This is a genomic window from Shewanella litoralis, from assembly GCF_009828585.1.
Taxonomy (GTDB): domain Bacteria; phylum Pseudomonadota; class Gammaproteobacteria; order Enterobacterales; family Shewanellaceae; genus Shewanella; species Shewanella litoralis.
The window spans coordinates 1-17,650 of sequence record NZ_WSRZ01000030.1 but is presented as its reverse complement, the minus strand read 5'-3'; the positions used below and the strand labels follow the sequence as shown (position 1 = coordinate 17,650).

Annotated in this window: 20 protein-coding genes; 10 read left to right on the top strand and 10 right to left on the bottom strand. The window is 42.2% G+C overall.

Features of this window, described 5'->3' with window-relative positions:
- Positions 1-65: 65 nt before the first annotated feature.
- Complete coding sequence (locus GQA99_RS18185) at positions 66-833, bottom strand: arginine N-succinyltransferase (protein WP_160056342.1); 768 nt, start codon at positions 831-833, stop codon at positions 66-68.
- Between the two features lie 234 nt (positions 834-1,067).
- Between GQA99_RS18185 and GQA99_RS18180 the strand changes: the two genes are divergently transcribed.
- Positions 1,068-2,633, top strand: a complete 1,566-nt coding sequence (locus GQA99_RS18180; RefSeq protein ID WP_160056340.1) for a S41 family peptidase — start codon at positions 1,068-1,070, stop codon at positions 2,631-2,633.
- A complete protein-coding gene (locus GQA99_RS18175; protein ID WP_160056338.1) occupies positions 2,633-3,022 on the top strand; it encodes a hypothetical protein in 390 nt (129 codons plus the stop codon). The genes GQA99_RS18180 and GQA99_RS18175 overlap by 1 nt, the downstream gene beginning before the upstream one ends.
- Positions 3,023-3,149: 127 nt before the next feature.
- On the opposite strand, the gene GQA99_RS18170 is transcribed toward GQA99_RS18175, so the two are convergent.
- Positions 3,150-3,920: a hypothetical protein gene (locus tag GQA99_RS18170; RefSeq protein WP_160056336.1), complete on the bottom strand. Its 771-nt coding sequence runs from the start codon at positions 3,918-3,920 to the stop codon at positions 3,150-3,152.
- Between the two features lie 277 nt (positions 3,921-4,197).
- Here GQA99_RS18170 and GQA99_RS18165 point away from each other — a divergent pair, with 277 nt between their 5' ends.
- Positions 4,198-4,449 carry a DUF2999 family protein gene (locus GQA99_RS18165; RefSeq protein WP_160056334.1) on the top strand — a complete coding sequence of 84 codons (252 nt, stop codon included), beginning with the start codon at positions 4,198-4,200 and terminating at the stop codon, positions 4,447-4,449.
- 78 nt (positions 4,450-4,527) lie between these two features.
- Here GQA99_RS18165 and GQA99_RS18160 read toward each other — a convergent pair whose 3' ends face one another.
- Complete coding sequence (locus GQA99_RS18160; protein ID WP_160056332.1) at positions 4,528-5,016, bottom strand: MarR family winged helix-turn-helix transcriptional regulator; 489 nt, start codon at positions 5,014-5,016, stop codon at positions 4,528-4,530.
- A gap of 138 nt (positions 5,017-5,154) precedes the next feature.
- Here GQA99_RS18160 and GQA99_RS18155 point away from each other — a divergent pair, with 138 nt between their 5' ends.
- The gene (locus GQA99_RS18155) at positions 5,155-6,048 is read left to right on the top strand and encodes a DMT family transporter (protein ID WP_160056330.1); all 894 of its coding nucleotides are present in this window, start codon (positions 5,155-5,157) and stop codon (positions 6,046-6,048) included.
- 71 nt (positions 6,049-6,119) lie between these two features.
- On the opposite strand, the gene GQA99_RS18150 is transcribed toward GQA99_RS18155, so the two are convergent.
- Together GQA99_RS18150 and GQA99_RS18145 are read right to left on the bottom strand one after the other, a co-directional pair.
- On the bottom strand, positions 6,120-6,641 hold the full coding sequence (locus tag GQA99_RS18150; protein ID WP_160056328.1) for a DUF1993 domain-containing protein: 522 nt from the start codon (positions 6,639-6,641) through the stop codon (positions 6,120-6,122).
- A gap of 150 nt (positions 6,642-6,791) precedes the next feature.
- Complete coding sequence (locus GQA99_RS18145; RefSeq protein WP_160056326.1) at positions 6,792-7,307, bottom strand: hypothetical protein; 516 nt, start codon at positions 7,305-7,307, stop codon at positions 6,792-6,794.
- Positions 7,308-7,618: 311 nt separating this feature from the next.
- Between GQA99_RS18145 and GQA99_RS18140 the strand changes: the two genes are divergently transcribed.
- Entirely contained in the window at positions 7,619-8,242 is a 624-nt protein-coding gene (locus tag GQA99_RS18140) for an excalibur calcium-binding domain-containing protein (RefSeq protein WP_160056324.1), read from the top strand.
- Between the two features lie 3 nt (positions 8,243-8,245).
- Here the strand turns inward: GQA99_RS18140 and GQA99_RS18135 are convergent, their stop codons facing one another.
- Positions 8,246-9,253: an AraC family transcriptional regulator gene (locus GQA99_RS18135; protein WP_160056322.1), complete on the bottom strand. Its 1,008-nt coding sequence runs from the start codon at positions 9,251-9,253 to the stop codon at positions 8,246-8,248.
- A 165-nt stretch (positions 9,254-9,418) separates the two neighbouring features.
- Between GQA99_RS18135 and GQA99_RS18130 the strand changes: the two genes are divergently transcribed.
- The 4 genes from GQA99_RS18130 to GQA99_RS18115 all read left to right on the top strand — a co-directional run bounded on the left by GQA99_RS18130 (position 9,419) and on the right by GQA99_RS18115 (position 13,166).
- The gene (locus GQA99_RS18130; RefSeq protein WP_160056320.1) at positions 9,419-10,885 is read left to right on the top strand and encodes a flavin-containing monooxygenase; all 1,467 of its coding nucleotides are present in this window, start codon (positions 9,419-9,421) and stop codon (positions 10,883-10,885) included.
- Between the two features lie 26 nt (positions 10,886-10,911).
- Positions 10,912-11,682 (top strand): SDR family oxidoreductase, encoded by a 771-nt coding sequence (locus GQA99_RS18125; RefSeq protein WP_160056318.1) that lies wholly within the window; start codon positions 10,912-10,914, stop codon positions 11,680-11,682.
- 42 nt (positions 11,683-11,724) lie between these two features.
- The gene (locus tag GQA99_RS18120) at positions 11,725-12,732 is read left to right on the top strand and encodes an alpha/beta hydrolase (RefSeq protein ID WP_160056316.1); all 1,008 of its coding nucleotides are present in this window, start codon (positions 11,725-11,727) and stop codon (positions 12,730-12,732) included.
- Positions 12,733-12,887: 155 nt separating this feature from the next.
- Positions 12,888-13,166, top strand: coding sequence for a DNA polymerase III subunit epsilon (locus GQA99_RS18115; protein WP_160056314.1), 279 nt, complete (start codon positions 12,888-12,890; stop codon positions 13,164-13,166).
- A 96-nt stretch (positions 13,167-13,262) separates the two neighbouring features.
- On the opposite strand, the gene GQA99_RS18110 is transcribed toward GQA99_RS18115, so the two are convergent.
- The 4 genes from GQA99_RS18110 to GQA99_RS18095 all read right to left on the bottom strand — a co-directional run bounded on the left by GQA99_RS18110 (position 13,263) and on the right by GQA99_RS18095 (position 15,791).
- Positions 13,263-13,652: a hypothetical protein gene (locus tag GQA99_RS18110; RefSeq protein ID WP_160056312.1), complete on the bottom strand. Its 390-nt coding sequence runs from the start codon at positions 13,650-13,652 to the stop codon at positions 13,263-13,265.
- Between the two features lie 268 nt (positions 13,653-13,920).
- Positions 13,921-14,496 (bottom strand): nucleotidyl transferase AbiEii/AbiGii toxin family protein, encoded by a 576-nt coding sequence (locus tag GQA99_RS18105; protein WP_189386254.1) that lies wholly within the window; start codon positions 14,494-14,496, stop codon positions 13,921-13,923.
- On the bottom strand, positions 14,486-14,884 hold the full coding sequence (locus GQA99_RS18100) for an S-adenosylhomocysteine hydrolase (RefSeq protein WP_160056310.1): 399 nt from the start codon (positions 14,882-14,884) through the stop codon (positions 14,486-14,488). Before GQA99_RS18100 ends, GQA99_RS18105 begins: the two co-directional genes overlap by 11 nt.
- Positions 14,885-15,041: 157 nt before the next feature.
- On the bottom strand, positions 15,042-15,791 hold the full coding sequence (locus GQA99_RS18095) for a class I SAM-dependent DNA methyltransferase (protein WP_160056308.1): 750 nt from the start codon (positions 15,789-15,791) through the stop codon (positions 15,042-15,044).
- Positions 15,792-16,099: 308 nt separating this feature from the next.
- Between GQA99_RS18095 and GQA99_RS18090 the strand changes: the two genes are divergently transcribed.
- A complete protein-coding gene (locus tag GQA99_RS18090) occupies positions 16,100-17,134 on the top strand; it encodes a polysaccharide lyase family 7 protein (RefSeq protein WP_160056306.1) in 1,035 nt (344 codons plus the stop codon).
- Positions 17,135-17,650: the final 516 nt, after the last annotated feature.

Genomic DNA, 17,650 nt, shown 5'->3' with positions numbered 1-17,650 from the left:
AGTGGATTGCCAATAACGGGCCACTGTCATCAAGACTTATCCATTTGCATATTTACTTATCACTACTACTTACGCAGCTTGATATATAACTCGCCATCGCGAATTTGAACATCCTCAACACCATCGGCGAAGGTATTCCAAAAGCCTCTATCGCCAAACTCACTGACCAAATTGACGTTTTTCATATTGCCTAACCAAGCATTGGGAATAGGTACGCCCATTAAACTCACACCCACTAATGCCACCACAGGGCGACGATTCGCATCTAAACGAATATCCAAGCCAGTATTTACCCGTAAAATTTCCCCAGGCATTACCGGAAAGTCTTTGGGGATCGGGATCAGCATGGTCGCACTGGCTAAGTTATCAGAAAAATCGATCGCTACGCGCTGGGCAAAATCAGGATTACGACCAATCATCGCATTCACTTCTTTTTCACTAAACGACACCTGAAGGTCGGCGTCGTATTCACGATAAGCTTGAGGAGTTAGCTCGCCTGTGTCGTTGATGGGGTTGTCATTGGTGTGATTGCTATTGATGGGAGCGTTGTTTTGACTGGCTCTATTACTGTGACCAGAGGCACTGCTTGGCACTTGAGTCCTTGAGTCGACCTGCCAACCGAGCTGAGTTAGTTTTTGATCTAACTTTTGCTCCTCTTTGGCATTTAAGGTTACTGGAGTCATTGGCGAGGGGAAAATATACGTGCGAATAACAAAAAATGTTAAGCCAACCGTGAGCAATATCGTCGTTAAAATAATCAGCAATAACTTAACGCCCGAGGCCCCTTTTTGTTGTTTGTAGGGCACAGATAAATGGATATATGAAGCTCGCATAGCATGCTCTTTAGTGATTTATTTTGTTCATGGTAATGCGCGCAAAGGCTAAACAGCAAATAAAACACCACCACTATAAAAATAAAAAACTTGCGCCTACACCACTATAAACACTCAAACCAGTTAACAATTGCGCAAAATTTGAGTTACAAACTAGCTAAGTTGTAATAAAATTGTCAATCGAAAGTACGTAAATCAACCAAATAGGTTTGAGATAAATAAAGGATTATTTTAATGCAGTTACTCTCTCGCAGCACCTTAGCGCCCTTCATTATTAGCACCAGCCTCTTACTCACAGCGTGTGGAGGCTCATCCAGTGGTGATAGCGATAACACCTCAGGCTCCACCGCACCGCAATGGGTCGCAGGTACATTTACTGATTATTCAAGCCTGGCCAATCAATGCAGCGCACCATTAACCCAAAAGCTCTGGTTGCGCTCGTGGAGTAACGACACCTACCTTTGGTATGACGAAATCATTGATCGCGATCCCGCGCCTTATAGCGTTGCCGAATATTTTGGCCTATTGAAAACCAATGAGCTATCAGACACCGGAAGTTTAAAAGATAACTTCCACTTTTCGATGTCGACTGAAGAATGGGAGCTATTAAATGGCTCTGGCGCATCTGTGGGTTATGGTATGGAATTGAGTTTACGAAATGCCTCCGCTGGCGTGAGCAGACAAGTGACCGTGGCTTATAATGAGCCCAATACACCCGCAAGTAATGCTGGTGTGAGTCGTGGAGCAATTATTGTTTCTGTCGATGGGGTTAATGTTGCTAACGCTAACGATAGCGCCAGTATTGATATACTTAATGCCGGTTTATTTCCAAGCACCAGCGGTAAGCAAACAGTATTTGTGGTGCGAGACTTAAACGCGCAAACCGATCGCAGCGTCACCTTAACGGCTGGCACCGTAGTATCAACTCCTGTACAAAACACCAAAACCATTACCACCGACAGTGGCAAAGTGGGCTATTTACAATTTAACTCACACATCGCAACAGCTGAAAAAGGCTTATATGATGCGATGACCACCCTAAGCAATGCACAGGTTGATGATTTAGTTATCGACATTCGCTACAACGGTGGTGGGCTATTAGCCATCGCGAGTCAATTGGCCTACATGGTTGCGGGTGACACAGCGACAGCAAATCGTGTGTTTGAACGCACCAGTTTTAACGACAAATACCCAACTATTGATCCAGTTACTCGCAACGCCTTAACACCCATGCCGTTTATTCCTGAATCACTTGGCTTTAATACGTCATTACTCAGAAGCGGCGTTTCATTACCCACATTAAACCTTAATCGTGTATTTGTATTAACGACGCCAGGCACTTGCTCTGCCAGTGAAGCATTAATGAATGCATTGCGTGGTATTGATATTGAAGTGATTCAATTAGGTGACACCACTTGCGGTAAACCTTATGGTTTTTACCCGACTGACAATTGCGACACAACCTACTTTACCATCCAGTTTAAAGGCGTAAATGACAAAGGCTTTGGTGAGTATTCAGATGGGTTTGTGCCATCAACAAATCCAACTGTCGACAGTGAAGTACCCGGTTGTATGCTAGATGATGACCTGACTCATGCATTAGGTGATAGCAACGAAAGACTGCTTAGCGCGGCATTATATTATCGCGATAATAACAGCTGCCCAGCCACTGCAACGGCTGTAGCACGCGCACCTGTTAAAAATACCTTTATTGACCCAGGCTTTATGTTGCAAGACACCCGCAATCAAAATGTACTGTTAAACAACCGCATTTTAATGCCACAGGCTTCGGAGCAATAATGTTAAAACCACTCATAGGGCTCATTGGTATTGGGCTTATAAGCGGTTGCGTGGCGACAGCAAGCGAGGTTAACGCCTCGCCTCAGGCTGCGACAATCACGAATCCAAATGCGCAAACTCACGCCGAATTACAGCAAGCAATAGCAAGCTTGTTAGGGGTCAGTAGCGTCGTGATTAGCGACAGTGCTTTTACGCAATACAGCCAGGAAGTCATTGAGCGCGCACAGCACAAAGATGCCAACGGGTTATTAATTATGGGCCGCAGCACAGAAATACCTGATGCGATTCAGTTATTAACACAAGGTGATAAATGCCTATTGCAACATGTGCAAAGCGGCAACACGGCAAACTTATCGCAAGTACGTTGTAAGCTTGAAGACGCGCAATAGCACCACCTTGAGTGTTTTGATATAAGCGAATAAACCAAAAGGCCAGAGCGTATCTCAATATGCTCTGGCCTTTTTATTACGCGTTAATGCATTTCACCGCTAATTTATTTCACCGCTAATTTCACTATTAACTCACGACACTGTAAAGCCAAGCTCCGCCTTTTAGCATCATGGCAAAGCCAATACCCATCATAAATAAATAGCTAAACATAAAACCGATAGCACCGTTTGAGCCTTTTGCAGCGTCAGGGCCCTCTAGCTCCATGATAACGCGACTCATGGTCAATAAAATAAAAAAGTTAATGACGATGCTTAACAAAAAATAGTCACCGAACAAAGGCATTACACCACCAGCAACAGATGCAATAAACAGCAGTAAATCACTCAGTTTCTCTTTAAATGAATATTTTCTCTCTAATATAGACACACACAGTACCGCTAACATGAGTACCAGATAATACAGTGAGCTGGTTAATGCGGAGAAGATCCCTTGCGATACCGTGATGGCATTCGGATCTATTGTTGCATTCAACTCTGTTGTTGCAATAGTGTCTGTTACGCTTGAGTCAGTAAAAAAACTGGCTATCCAATGACCAATGCCAAAGATGATTAACCATGCGACAGCAAATGACACCAGGCCACCATAATCAATCGGATGACTGGCTTTTCGGTTTACAATCAAGGCCAATAACACACCACATAATGCCACGCCAGCCAGCATGCCTAACGCATACCAGTATTGGTCTAAATAAAAAAATGCGAAGCTAGGAGATATCACTAAAAAGGATTGGTAAAACTCATTATCTTTAGTAGTTAAGCCAGTATCTTTATAAAAAGCGAAGTAAACAATGAAGGGTTGTAACAGCACGAGCACAGTGCAGAGGGTAATAATATCCATATCAACGTCCGTAAAAATCCATGTAAAAGGGTTATTAAATCAATAAAACAACACGCTAAAACCTGAACAGTATAAACACCAGGGTAGTAAATTCAATCATTTATCGAATGCTGTAACGTATAAATAGTGCTCGGGTCAATCATGTTTAGAGACTCACTAAAATCAAAGCCTATTTAATCTGTTTTTTAGTCCAATTGTGCAACAGCCATCTTGCCCCCAACAGGCTAAAACGTGATAAAATCTCGCCCTACTCACTTCAACCACACAAGGTAACGCAATGAATCCTATTATTGCCATCTTAAAAGAACACAACGTCACTGATGCACAAATTAATGAATTGTTTCAAACGTTAACGGAAAATCCATTTGCAGCAATGGCAACTATTGGTCAATTAGGTATTCCTGCGGACAAGCTACAACAATTAATGGCCATGGTGATGCAAAACCCAGCATTAATCAAAGAAGCAGTTGAAGAGCTTGGCCTAGATTTCTCTAAAGTTGAAGCGGCAAAAGCACAGTTACAGCAGTAAGTGTGCCGGCTCATTACATTAAAAAAGGCCAGAATCACAAGATTCTGGCCTTTTTTAATACCTCGAAATAATACCAATTCACTCGCCTTCAAAAGCCGTTAACCAGGTTTTGAGTAATTGGTTTAATGCTGGCACTTCGCTGGCAGATAAGCTGGCAACCAGTTTGTGCTGCACGAGTACATGTTGTTCTATCATCGCATCAATCACGGTAAGGCCTTTACTGGTTAGCCCAACAGATACGCTACGACGATCTTCAGTGCTGTGTACCCGCGCTATGAGCCCTTTAGCTTCTAGTTTGTCTAGACGGTTAGTCATGGCACCCGAGGTTAACATCATTGACGACAGTAGCATTGAGGGCGTAAGCGTATAAGGCTTACCACTTCGTCTTAATGTTGCCAGCACATCAAACTCACCCATAGTTAAGCCAAACTGCTTGTGGCAAGCAGAGATGTCGGCTTCAATGTGTTTTTGTAAACGCAAAAAACGCCCTAGCAATGCCATCGGCACGGTATCTAAATGTGGCTTTTCTGTTGCCCATTGCGCGACCACTTTATCGACATCTTCCATGCTTACTTTTACCTTTCATCAATCAGCAATAAAACTTAATACTAAGATACTTTATATAAAGTAACTTTACAAAAACAACCTATCAGTTCACACTGCAAACTATCTTTACGTGAAGATATATTAACACCAAGGTTATTTATGAATATTTTACTTGCCATGATCCCCGCTTTTTTTTGGGGGACAACCTATGCGATGACTCAATATACATTGGCAGACTGGCCCCCCTTATTGCTCAGTGCACTGCGCGCTTTACCTGCAGGATTAATATTATTGGCGATAAAACCCAGTCGTCCAGCGTCTGCTGACTGGTCTATTTTAATCAAGCTTGGGGCCGTTAATATCGCGGTGTTTTTCTGTTTGATTTTTGTCATGGCATTAACACTTCCCTCAGCTATCTCTGGGGTTGGAATGATCTCCGTGCCTGTATTTGCGATGCTATTTCATTGGGTTGTGAGCAAAAAACGTCCCAATGCTATACAGGCATTTTGTGGTGCAGTGTTAGTTTTACTCGCATGGATATTGTTTGACCCAAGTTCAATCCCCCTAAACCCAGTCGGGCTCATTGCCATGCTTGCAGCCATAAGTTGCATTATTGTCGGCAGTACGATTACCAAAGCGCTTGGTTCGCGGATTCATTGGTGGACTATTTTAACCTGGCAACTGATTATTGGCGGCGTGTTACTCACCCTGGTGTCTGGCGTACAAGCAATGATAACACCAGAGCCTTATTTCAATGTGATAAGCGAGTTTAGTTGGGGTAACGCGTTAGGGATAATGTGGATATTGCTGCTCAATACTGTATTGGGCTACAGCATGTACGTGTGGTTATTGCAGCGCATGTCTGTTGTCGACTTTACCTTTGGCAGTATCGCCAATCCCATTGCTGGTATTGCCTGTGGCGCCTTGTTACTCAGTGAATCATACACAACGCATCAATACACATTGATGGCCGGAATGATATTAGCCTCAATCGCACCGACATTAATCAATCTATTACGGGTTAAGTTACGCAGCTCTGCGTTGATAAAGTAGCCGATCAGTAACGCTTAAAAATTAAAAAAGGATAAGCCATGGCTTATCCTTTTTTGTTAACCCGCATTAACTTAAAGCACTGGCACTTTATAAGGCATAGCACCTAAATAATCTTTTTTACCGACTTCAACACCGTTATGACGCAAAATTGCGTAAGCCGTAGTGATATGAAAATAGATATTTGGAACCGCATGCTCAATGGCAAATTCATATCCTGTTAGATACTTACCTTCCCAACGCGGCTGCGACACATGCACCTTGTCAGCATGGCCAAAATCAGCCTCACTAAAGCCTTCAAGATACTTTAGCACTGATGCGATACGCTGACGCAATTCTGCTAATGTGGTTTCACTGTCATCGTGCTTTGGTACTGTGTCCATGTTTCCGGTTAAGCGCGCCACCCCGATTTTTGCCGTGTCGCAAGCAATCTGCACTTGGCGAATAAGGTTAAACTGATCAGGCGCTAGGCGAGAATTTAACAGCACAGCCATGTCGACTTTTTTCAGTGCAGCAAAGGCTTCTGCTTTATCAAGAATATGGTTTAAATTATTCAGCATCTTGCTGAATTGCACTACAGTCAGATCGTAAAGCATGAAAAATCCCTCAATGAAGCTGCAAAAACTGCAGCGTGTAAGTAGTTAGTATTTAGTAATGACGAATCAGTAATAACGAGCTTGATTGCAACAAGATGAACCTATTTTCATGCTCATGCAACACATTACTCCGACGAGTATCGCAAGCTTTTACAGTAATGCCCGCAATGTATTAAGCGCATCAACCGAGAAACCCTGATCATAAAAGTAAATCACTTTACCCTGGGGGTTTAACAGCACAACCCGAGCATTATTTGGCTTATCGTTACCGGTCAAAGCTTGTACTTGCTCACCATCTTGATAGACAGTGACCACGCCTTTCCATAGCGGTTTAGGGATACCCGAGCGCATACCGTTGTTTATCAAAGTGCTAAACATCCTCGGAAATAATCCCTGAATAGTCGGCACTTCGTAAACCGGCACCTGAGTTTGGGTCATGTCGAGCCCAATTAACCAACGATCAATATCAAATTGCGAATCTTGTTTATAGCCAATTAACAGTAATGATGTTGTTCCTTGTAAATCGTCAGGCAGTGTCATCGGTTGTTGCTCAAGGGTTTCCCCTGACACAGAAGGGAAAAATTGACCTGTAATCGCCTGGTTTGGATAGCTGGTGCTGCAGGCACTGAGAAGCAATATGGCAGTAATTGTAATGAAAAAACGCATGGTTAAGTCCTTTGATAGCAATAACGATTATTGATATACGCTTACAAGCAATAAAAAGATTGTAGTACCCAAATTCAGTTTAGAAGTGTGATCTGCAACACATTACTTATTATGACTCAAATTAAACTGCTCTTGATATTATGAATACAATGTTGATATTGAATTTTCGGTAATCAGTAACGTTTTTTGTCTAAGTCTATCGACAGTAGCATACCCCAATAATTAACTTACATCTTTTATCGTTTACGATTATATTACTGATTTAAAGTATAATTTTTTATTTACGTCATCTCGATTAGGAAAGTATCGCCATGGAAAGAGGCACGTTAGTTCGCTGGAACGATGAAAAAGGCTTTGGGTTTATCAAACCTGAAACGGGTAATGATCAAGATATCTTTATTCATATCTCAGCGTTAAAGCACATGGCCAGAAAGCCCCAGGTTGGTGATGAGATTGTATTTCATCGTGAAAACCAACCCGATGGCAAAGTCAAAGCCATAAAAGCCAGCATTGAAGGCGTTGCCGTTATTGCAAACACCCTACATGCGACCACTCACAACGCCGCGCACAACCGCAATTCTCACCAACACGCTAATAAACATCACAATCATCGTAACAGCAGCCCAATACTCGGCCGTATGTTTATGATTATTCTTTTTCTTGGAGTCGGGATTTTCGGCTATAAGCAATATGAGAAAATGACGGCTGTCCCGGTGTTAACCAATGCAGATATTGACCAAATGCAATGGCAACCTTCAGTGCCAAATCCAAGCGCTATTAACCAGCAACCACAGTTTAGGTGTGAAACAGGCAAAACACATTGCAGCCATATGCGATCATGTGCCGAAGCGACGTTTTATATCAATAACTGCCCTGGCACAAAAATGGATGGAAATAACGATGGTGTGCCATGCGAAATGCAGTTCTGTAATTAACACTTAACGCTGCTTCTTTGTTTGCTTACGATACTGGCTTGGAGTCATCTGTTTGCAGCGCTTAAAGCTGTGGCTAAAATTGGCCCCATTACTGTAACCAAGCCTTTCAGCGATTTCATCCAGGTGCATTGGCGTTAATAGTAAAGCCTCTGCAATGCCGACGCGCACATCGTCTCGCACCTGGCGCCAACTGGTTTGTTCCTGCTTAAGTTGCCGATGCAAAGTGCGCGTGGTGCGGGCTAAATGGGCGGCAATGTCTTCCATTGATGCCGTTAAACCTAAATGTACTAAGGTGTCTTTTACCAATTTGGCGATGGGTTTCCAGTTCTGTTTTTGCTGTAATAATTGGCTGCATTGCGCTTCACACAGTCTGGCCGTGGCTTCATTGGCTTTGGTTAATGGTAAATCGAGCAGAGGCGCTAAATGAGCAAAGCCATTGTAATCAGCATTAAATCGAATATTAACCCCAAGCTTTTGTTCAATATCCGCTATTGATAAGTTCGCGGGCGGAGCGGAGGTAAACTGCATAGTAATGGGTAAATCGTTTTGTTCAAATACCTCGCGCTGGATCATCGCCGCGCCAACCATGTCTCTTACCAGCACTAGTTCGCCCAACTCGCCCGGCACGTCACATACAAACGTCAGTGCAATATCATCATTAAGCTGGTTTAAGCTGATTTGCGAAAACACATAGGTTAAATCTAAATAACGTAAGCCCAGTTCAATGGCTTTTCTGGCGGTGCTGCTGGCTAAAAGAGCGTAACCCATGATGCCATAACTAGTTAAATGGTATCGACTGCCTAAAGCTACGCCAGCAGTAAATGGCGACGATGTGTGCTGTACTAGATTATTTAATACCTGTAATTCTTGTGTATCTTCAACCAGTTGGTCGTGATCGTGTAATTGTTCGCTTGTCAGCCCTGAGCCGTTCAGTAACACGCCCTCTTCAATACCCTGCTCAATGCCGTAGGCCACAATAATTTGCACACTGGTAACGCTGCGAAATGCCATAAGTGACGACCATGATGTCTTAAAATCACAAATATACGTCCATTTTAAGCGTAGATCAATTAAGCGTAATTTCCTATGCTGAATCAGCAGAAACAATTTATTAACAATATTTGCATACGCATACAGAATAATAAGACTCACAATAATGATAATAATTGAGGCCCTATGACTCAAACAAAACGCAACCCTTCAGTGGTGATTATTGGCGCCGGTATGACAGGCATTTTAATGACCATTAAACTGCGCCAGGCAGGCATTACGGATATTGTTGTCCTGGAGAAAAAAGAGTCTGTCGGCGGAACGTGGCGAGAAAACACCTACCCGGGCGCAGCATGCGATGTACCCGCGCACATGTATACCTACTCGTTTGAGCCTAACCCAAATTGGAGCCGTTTTTTTGCCCGCGGACCAGAGATAAAACAATACTTTGAGCACGTGGTCGATAAATACGATGTCGCGCGTGACATACGTTTTAATGAAGCGGTAACCGATGCCCAATATACCGATGGCAAATGGACCGTCAAAACAAGCAAAGGGCAAACCTACATTGCCGATTTTATGGTGTGTGCCACTGGCATTTTACACCATCCACAATTTCCCAATATTGCTGGGCTAGACGATTTTAAAGGCGCTAAGTTTCATACTGCACAATGGGATCATAGCGTCGAGATATCAGCCAATACTCGTGTAGGAATAATCGGTACGGGGTCTACCGCGGCGCAAGCGATACCTGAACTCATTAATACTGGCGCGACCGTGTCGGTATTTCAGCGTACGCCGCAATGGTTAATGCATTTGCCGGATTTTACGTTTTCACACACCATGCGAAAACTCATGACCCGTTCCCCCATTATCACCAAAATCCATCGCAATACCGGTAAATTCTTTTTAGAACATTTTTTTACCAAAGCCGTAACCGGCCAGTTTATCCAAAAACATCTGTTGAGTTTTTTGTGTAAAGCAAACTTACGATTAAGTATTAAAGACAAAGTATTACGTGAAAAGCTTCGGCCTAATTATCAAGTTGGTTGCAAGCGAGTCATTATCAACAGCACATTTTATAAAGGCATTCAAAAACCCAACGCACATCTGATCACTGAAGGTATTGAGCGCATTACCGAAACCGGCATTATCACCAAAGATGGCAAGCACCACGAACTGGATGTGTTAGTGTTATCGACCGGATTTAACGCATTTAACTTTATGCGCCCAATGAATCTCATTGGCCGCAATAATGTACATATTGATAAAGCCTGGGCACATAAAATCAAAGCTTACCGCTCGATGCTACTTAGCGACTATCCAAACTTCTTTTTAATGCTTGGCCCTAATACTCCCATTGGTAACTTTTCGGTTATTGCCATGAGCGAAGTGCAAACGGATTACGTGATCAAATTAATTAATAAATGGCGTGCGCGTGAATTTGATGAGTTTGAAGCCAAACCACAAGCCATTGATGCCTTTACGGCTTATGTCAAAGAGGGTTTAAAAGGCACCAGCTGGGTGGGTGGCTGCCAAAGTTGGTATTTAGACGCCGATGGTGACCCGATTTTATGGCCATACACCTGGCAGCGGTGGGTTGATGAAATGAAAGAGCCGCAAATGGAACACATCAATACCATCACGTTTTAATTAACTTGCGTAAGGCTAACGAGTGTATGAATACAAATACAATATTTATTACCGGCGCAGCGTCTGGAATTGGCTTAGCCGCGGCTAAACACTTTCACTCTTTAGGTTATGTGGTTGGTATGGCTGACATTAATTTAGACTTATTAAGCCAGGTCACTCAACAATGGGATAACACTCGATTGAGGTTATTTCAACTTGATGTCTGTGATGTAGCACAAGTGCAACAGGTTGTGATGACATTTTGCGCTGAGCACAACAACAGCTTAACCGTACTACTCAATAACGCTGGCATCCTAGAGATTGGTCCGTTTGAAACCGTCTCGATAGAGCAGCATCAACGTACCCTTAATATTAATGTTAACGGGGTAATGAACTTATGCCATGCGGCCTGGCCCTATTTAAAAAACCATGGCAACAGCACTGTGATTAATATGTCATCGGCCAGTAGTGATTACGGCGTACCAGAACTGGCAAGTTATTCCGCCAGTAAATTTGCAGTAAAAGCCCTGACCGAAGCACTCGAACTAGAATGGAACAAGTACGGTATTAGCGTATGCGACGTTATGCCGCCCTTTGTGGCAACTAACATGCTTAAATCACAACAAAACAGCGCTCAAGTGCTGCATCGCCTTGGGGTGAATATCACCGCTCAAGATGTGGTCGCAGTTATCGACAAACAAGTTAAGCGCCCAAAAACTCACCGAACAGTCAGCGTGTTTTATGGGATATTACACAGATTAAGTAACGTATCACCGGCGTTTATTAATCGTTTAGTGATGAAGTGGTTAAGCCGATAACCCCTTTCAAGAACTACAATAAACATTAAAAAGGCCATAAAAATGGACAACAATAATAAGCCTCATCCCTCATCTGACAACCCAATATTTCACACTGCTAAACTCGAATCGTCGCAGTTAAACGCCGCTAAAATGTTGTCATTACTGCCTTTATATAAATTACCCGTAGCCCTGTTTAGGGTTATTTATGTCGCAATGGATAAGCTGGTTGGGCTGAATAAAATTGCCATGGATAAGGTGACAGATTTAACGATTCCAATCAGCACAGATCGTGGCGACACAAATACCATTAAGCTGCGGATCTACCACCCCAACAGCAATATTCCTAAAAAGACTTTAGTGTATTTTCATGGTGGCGGTTGCGTGATTGGCAGTATTAACACTCATGATCGTTTTTGTCGCTTTTTGGCTAAGCACAGCAACATGAATATCATCTCAGTGGGTTATCGTTTAGCCCCTGAGCATAAATTCCCTAGTGCCATTTGTGATGCTATCGAAGCCTGGAATTACATTAACGACAACCATCAACAGCTTAATATCAATCCAGAATATATCGGTGCTGGCGGCGACAGCGCGGGCGCCTATTTAGCCTGCATTATTGGCTTGCCGTCATTACACACAACGCTGCCAGTACAAGTCAAAGCAAAGCCTAACTTTCAGTTTTTAATTTACCCCATGGTCGATTTGCAAGGGCTCAGCGAGTCTTACCGTTGCTTCAATAAGCAGTTATTGCTGACACGCGATTTAATGGATTTTTTTAGAAACCACTATGTCAATTCACTCGACGAAGTCACCCTGCCCTTAGTCAGCCCACTCCAGGCCGCCGATATAAGCGAATCGCCTAGCACTTACTTATTAACACTTGGGTTTGACCCGTTAAGGGATGACGGTATCGCCTACGCTAATCGATTAAAAGATGCCGGCGTTAACACCCACCACGAGCATTATGAAGATTGCATGCATGGCTTTATCTCCATCACCACACTCAGCAAACGTGCCAAACAGGCTTGTCATGATATTGCTGCAGCATTGAAGCGCTTTAATGATTAAATGGCAGATATGAAATAGTTTGATCGCTTATCCCTGCATTCAGATTAGCGAGCAAAGCAACTTATGCTAAAATACGCGCTCAGCTTTATGAATGTGCAACTCATTTGTTTGACTGAACCAATACCCCAAACAGTCGTATCAAATGAGGAAACAACATGAGTAAGCTTAATGCCGAAGAACGCAAAGCGCGTGACAACCAACGTTTTTCACAACGTGTCGATGAACGCAGAGTAAAAGGCGAAGATGTGGTCGGCTATGCACTGGCCAACGAAAAAGCGTTTAAATTTTTGACCAAGACAGAAAAGCACAGCTTTAAAGAACGACAAGCCACACTCGCAGAAGAAGCAAAATTGAAAAAGCAGCAACAATTTGAGCTTAAAACACAGCAAGAACTAGAAAAGGCTGAAGCCGAATTTACTGATACTGAGCAGTAAATAACGTGTTAAGACCAGCCATTTTAAGCTAAATGGCTGGCTTAATTTCACAATTGGTATCATTAATTCTGCCAAGATATAGACTATTGAACGGTATTAAATATGATTTGGTGATAGATCAATTTCGTCTAACACACTATTGACCAATAGCTTAAAAACACTAAATGCTTCATTCCATGATATCACTATATTTCCGTAAACCATCGGTGTGACATATTGATTAAAACGCTGTTCAAACTTTGGGTTGCTCTCTAATAATGTTAAACCGTATTGCAATTCAGCAATTGGATTCACCACGAACTGAGGATGCTGGGCACCAAAACGATTAATATCCTGTCTTATGATGTGCCCAACAAGATTGATGACATCTTTCAGATTTACATGGTCTGCACTTTGAATATAAAAAGTGTCATAGATATGTCTGATCAAAGCCGGATCTTCAGTTCTACTAGGATCTCTTTCAAAACTTGCTGTACGTCTAAGCATCGAAATAATTTTTTCTGACTGGGTGCTTATACCAACTCCATTAATTATCTGGTCATTCAGCGGGAGTTCTGTGCCTTCTAGGCAAGTAATAGAATTGTAGGCATAGTTGCTCTACGTCAAAATGCTATTAAGCAGCATAGAAGGCACAGAAACCCGCCTTGCAGGAGGCACTCAGACCGTTCATTTCTTTGTTGCATTGCCTTAGAAGGGAATAACCATTATTTCAACAATGCGCCTCAAACTGAACAATCTGAGTGACTCTGATTGGTCACATAATTAATGGAATTGGTATTAATATGCTGGCAAAAGCCATTGAATCCACTTCAGGCCTTTCCTTATATGCTTCAGCCGTTAGAGAAGTTATTGCACGAGTGTCCGTAGTATCGTAAAGCTCCGTTTCAATAAGCTCTAATCTAATAAAAGGTCTCAAACATGGAGATATTGCGTGAGCTTGAGGATAGCGCAGGTTAATCTCTTGATATCGGTATTCATCAAGTCGAATGGTATCGCCTTCTACAGAGAAAATATGATTATCTTTTATCGCATCAAGTATTGATAAGTAAATTGCTTTTCTTGCTTTTTGCCGAGCGGCTCTTGAACTTAACATTTGAAATGTATCGAGTGGAATCAGTTTAATATCAACATCTTCAGACATTCTGTGTGTTTTGATACCTGATTTGGCTAAAGCCGTTCCCCCTGAAAAAACCATTGCATGTGTATCAAATGAAAGTCTACTGAGTAACTTTAACAATGCAACGACATAGTAATCCTTCTCGACAATCGCAGGATTACCCATCTCTAAGGCATCAGAAACCTCAATAAAAGTATTCTGATTAATCTGCATTCAAAACTCGATTACTAACAACAATCTTACGCTTAAACCGGTTGCTAGTAATTATTTGAAATGATGCGGGAACTTGTAAACTCTCGCCATCAATACTACGTTGAGAGAATTCATCAAATTTATAATCAATACCTAATTTCTTAACGGCCTCTAAAATCACACCATCAGCGCCACCAGGTGATGCAGGCATAATTTTTCCAGTGATACTATTCATTCGTGCTTTAGTGTAAAGCCCATAGCCGATACGCAGTAACGAACCACTTTTAACTAGTTTTCTTAACTCACGGCCAACCTGATCATACCCGGCGATATCGGTAAAGTCAGAGCGATCAAAAACATATTTTTTTGAACGGTTAACTCTTGTTTTTACTTTAGTTGCAATAGTCATAGTCACTCCTCCTCATTTTGCTTTCTAATATAGCAAACATACGACATTACAACAATGCAAATATACGACACATAAATATGCAAAAACACGACAAACTTCTGTGGTTAACCAGGTTAATAATTAAAGAAGTCTCGTTTTATCTACAGCAAAATAAGAGTTAAATATCCCTTTTTGTACACACAAACAAGGCATTGCCTGAGGTTGAATCCCACGGGATGATCCTGTCGTAATCGTGTTCAAATATTTGCACATCAAAATACGGTGCCAACAATGCTTGTAGCTCAGTAAAGCTTGTGGCGACCATGGCATGAGAGTCTTGCCACAACTGTGTGGCGTCAAACTGGGTTTTGGCAATACTCAAATTAAGTGTCTGCATTTCACCTGCACCGCTGTAATGCCAACCCGACTCAAAAGTAAATCGGCTGTCTTCAAAATCGGCATTGTGGCGCACTAAAGCATTATTATTAATCTTGTGCTTATCGACAGAATTAAAACAAAATAAACCGCCAGAATTTAACGCCTTATGCACACTGGCAATACAGGCTTTAAGCGCCTCGGTACCTTGTGAATAATGAATGGAATACAAAAAGCAGGTAATTAAATCCAGCTTCTCTTCAACATAAAACTCAGTCATGTTTTGCAAACTAAACTGCGCTTCAGGGCAACGACGCATAGCAATGTCGAGCATAGGCTGATTAATATCAAGCCCGCTGCTTTGAAAGCCTAAGTCGATAAAGTGCCTAACATGCGGCCCAGTGCCACAAGCTAAATCTAAATGTTGTTTACCATTATTGCCCAAAATCTGATGCAAACGAGCCACGCTATTGCTTTGCTGTTGGTAGTTAATATCACAGCACATTAAATCGTAATAACCGGACAAGTCGGTATAAAGGGCATTGGTAGACATAAAATGAAATTGAAGACAGACTGAATTTAGGGTGGCGCATGATATATCAATTAGCCTGATTGAGAAATCATTAATATCAGCCAAAGCATCAACAATATTTACCTGACAAAAAAGGCTTAACAATGCTTTGATATCAAATTGAATGGTGCAGATCGCAAGCCCTTAATTATACGCAAATAACGACACTCACCCTCAGCTTAGCAATGCACTCACGCCCAGTGAGTGCTCCCCACCCCAAAGCATATTTGTAATACAATAACACTGTAGTATTCTAGGCTGTCATTCATCTTGTTTTTAGGGGCCATTCAATGAGACACATCCACTTGAGTTTGTTATTCGCCAGTATGGTTTCGAGCAGCGTCGTTGCTTCAGTAGAGCTTGATACCGCTAAACGGTTTAACCTTGCCCCAAATAAAGCCCCGTCACAAAATTTTGACTTGTCCAATTGGAAGCTCACCTTACCGGAGCTTGCTAGCAAACAATCAGCTAAGGCGTTAGAAATCACCAAGCAACAACTCAGCGACCCCCAACAGCTTTTTGTGCATCCGCAATGGTTTTATAGCGATAAAAATACCGGCGCATTAGTGTTTGTTGCCCCTAATGAAGCGCCAACCACGCCAAATAGTAAAAATACCCGCAGCGAACTTCGCGCCATGTTGGCCGATAAATATGATGAGCCTAAAAACAATTTTGTCGTGGCATCACACCCTAATGCCAACGAATACGGCGCGATTGGCGGGCAACTAAAAGCAACGCTATCAGTCGATAAAGTCAGCAGCAGTGGCAATGATAAAAAGAATGGCGCATTCGCAGTGGTCATTGGTCAAATTCATGGCTCAGATAACGAACCGCTTAAAATTGTTTACCGTAAATTGCCAGAGCACGAAAATGGCTCTTTAGCCTGGAGTTACGAGTTAAACCCTGAGCCAAATCTACAAGATGCTGTCGACAGTAATGGCAAAAAACTTCGCCAAGATATTCGTCATAATGTGTTTGGCAAATACAACCTGCGCCAGGGTGCTAGCGATCCAAAAGATGGCATCAAATTAGGCGAGATATTCGCGTATGAAGTGAATGTTGAAGGCGATACTATGAAGCTGACATTTACCAAAAATCCAGACAGCGACAAACCAATAGTAAAGACCTTCGAGGTTAACCTCGCCCAGGGGAATTACCAGGGCAATAAGGTCGACCTAGGCTATAAAAATGATTGGATGTATTACAAAGCGGGCGTTTATAACCAATGTAATACCAATAAGAGTAGTTCAGATTGCCAATGGCGCGGCATGGAAGCAGGCGACTACGCCCAAGCGAGCTTTTATCAACTTGAGTTGAAGCAGTAATTAACAAGTTGATGCTACTGAGTGATTTTTGATACGACTATTGAAGCCGAAGTACACTTTTGGAACTCAAAGTAGCAAATAGGTTTTAAAGTCTAGCATCACATACTATTTAACCATTCAGATAACAAATAAGCTCCGATACTATGGGGATTTGAGCGTTTAAAAATGCGCTGAAACAATGCAAAAACCACTATTTAACTTAGATAAAGGGTTTACTCTTTCAGCCCTTCTGGTTAAGTTATATACATGATTTTAATTAAGGAAAAATGGACTCTCCTTGATTGAATTGTGCTTACCTTCAATATGGCACATCGCCAATTGGATAAAGTGAGTCTATATTAATTATTATAAGAATATGAACATAAAGTACTCAATCGCTCTACTGTTGCTACAGGGCGGGATTAAGCTTTGTTAAATCTTTTAACCAAAGAAAATCTCGCTCCTAAAATCACCATTCCATGCTGCCTTTCTTATTTTGGTTGGTTTACTGGCTTTTAGCGGATGCTGCTCTAAAAG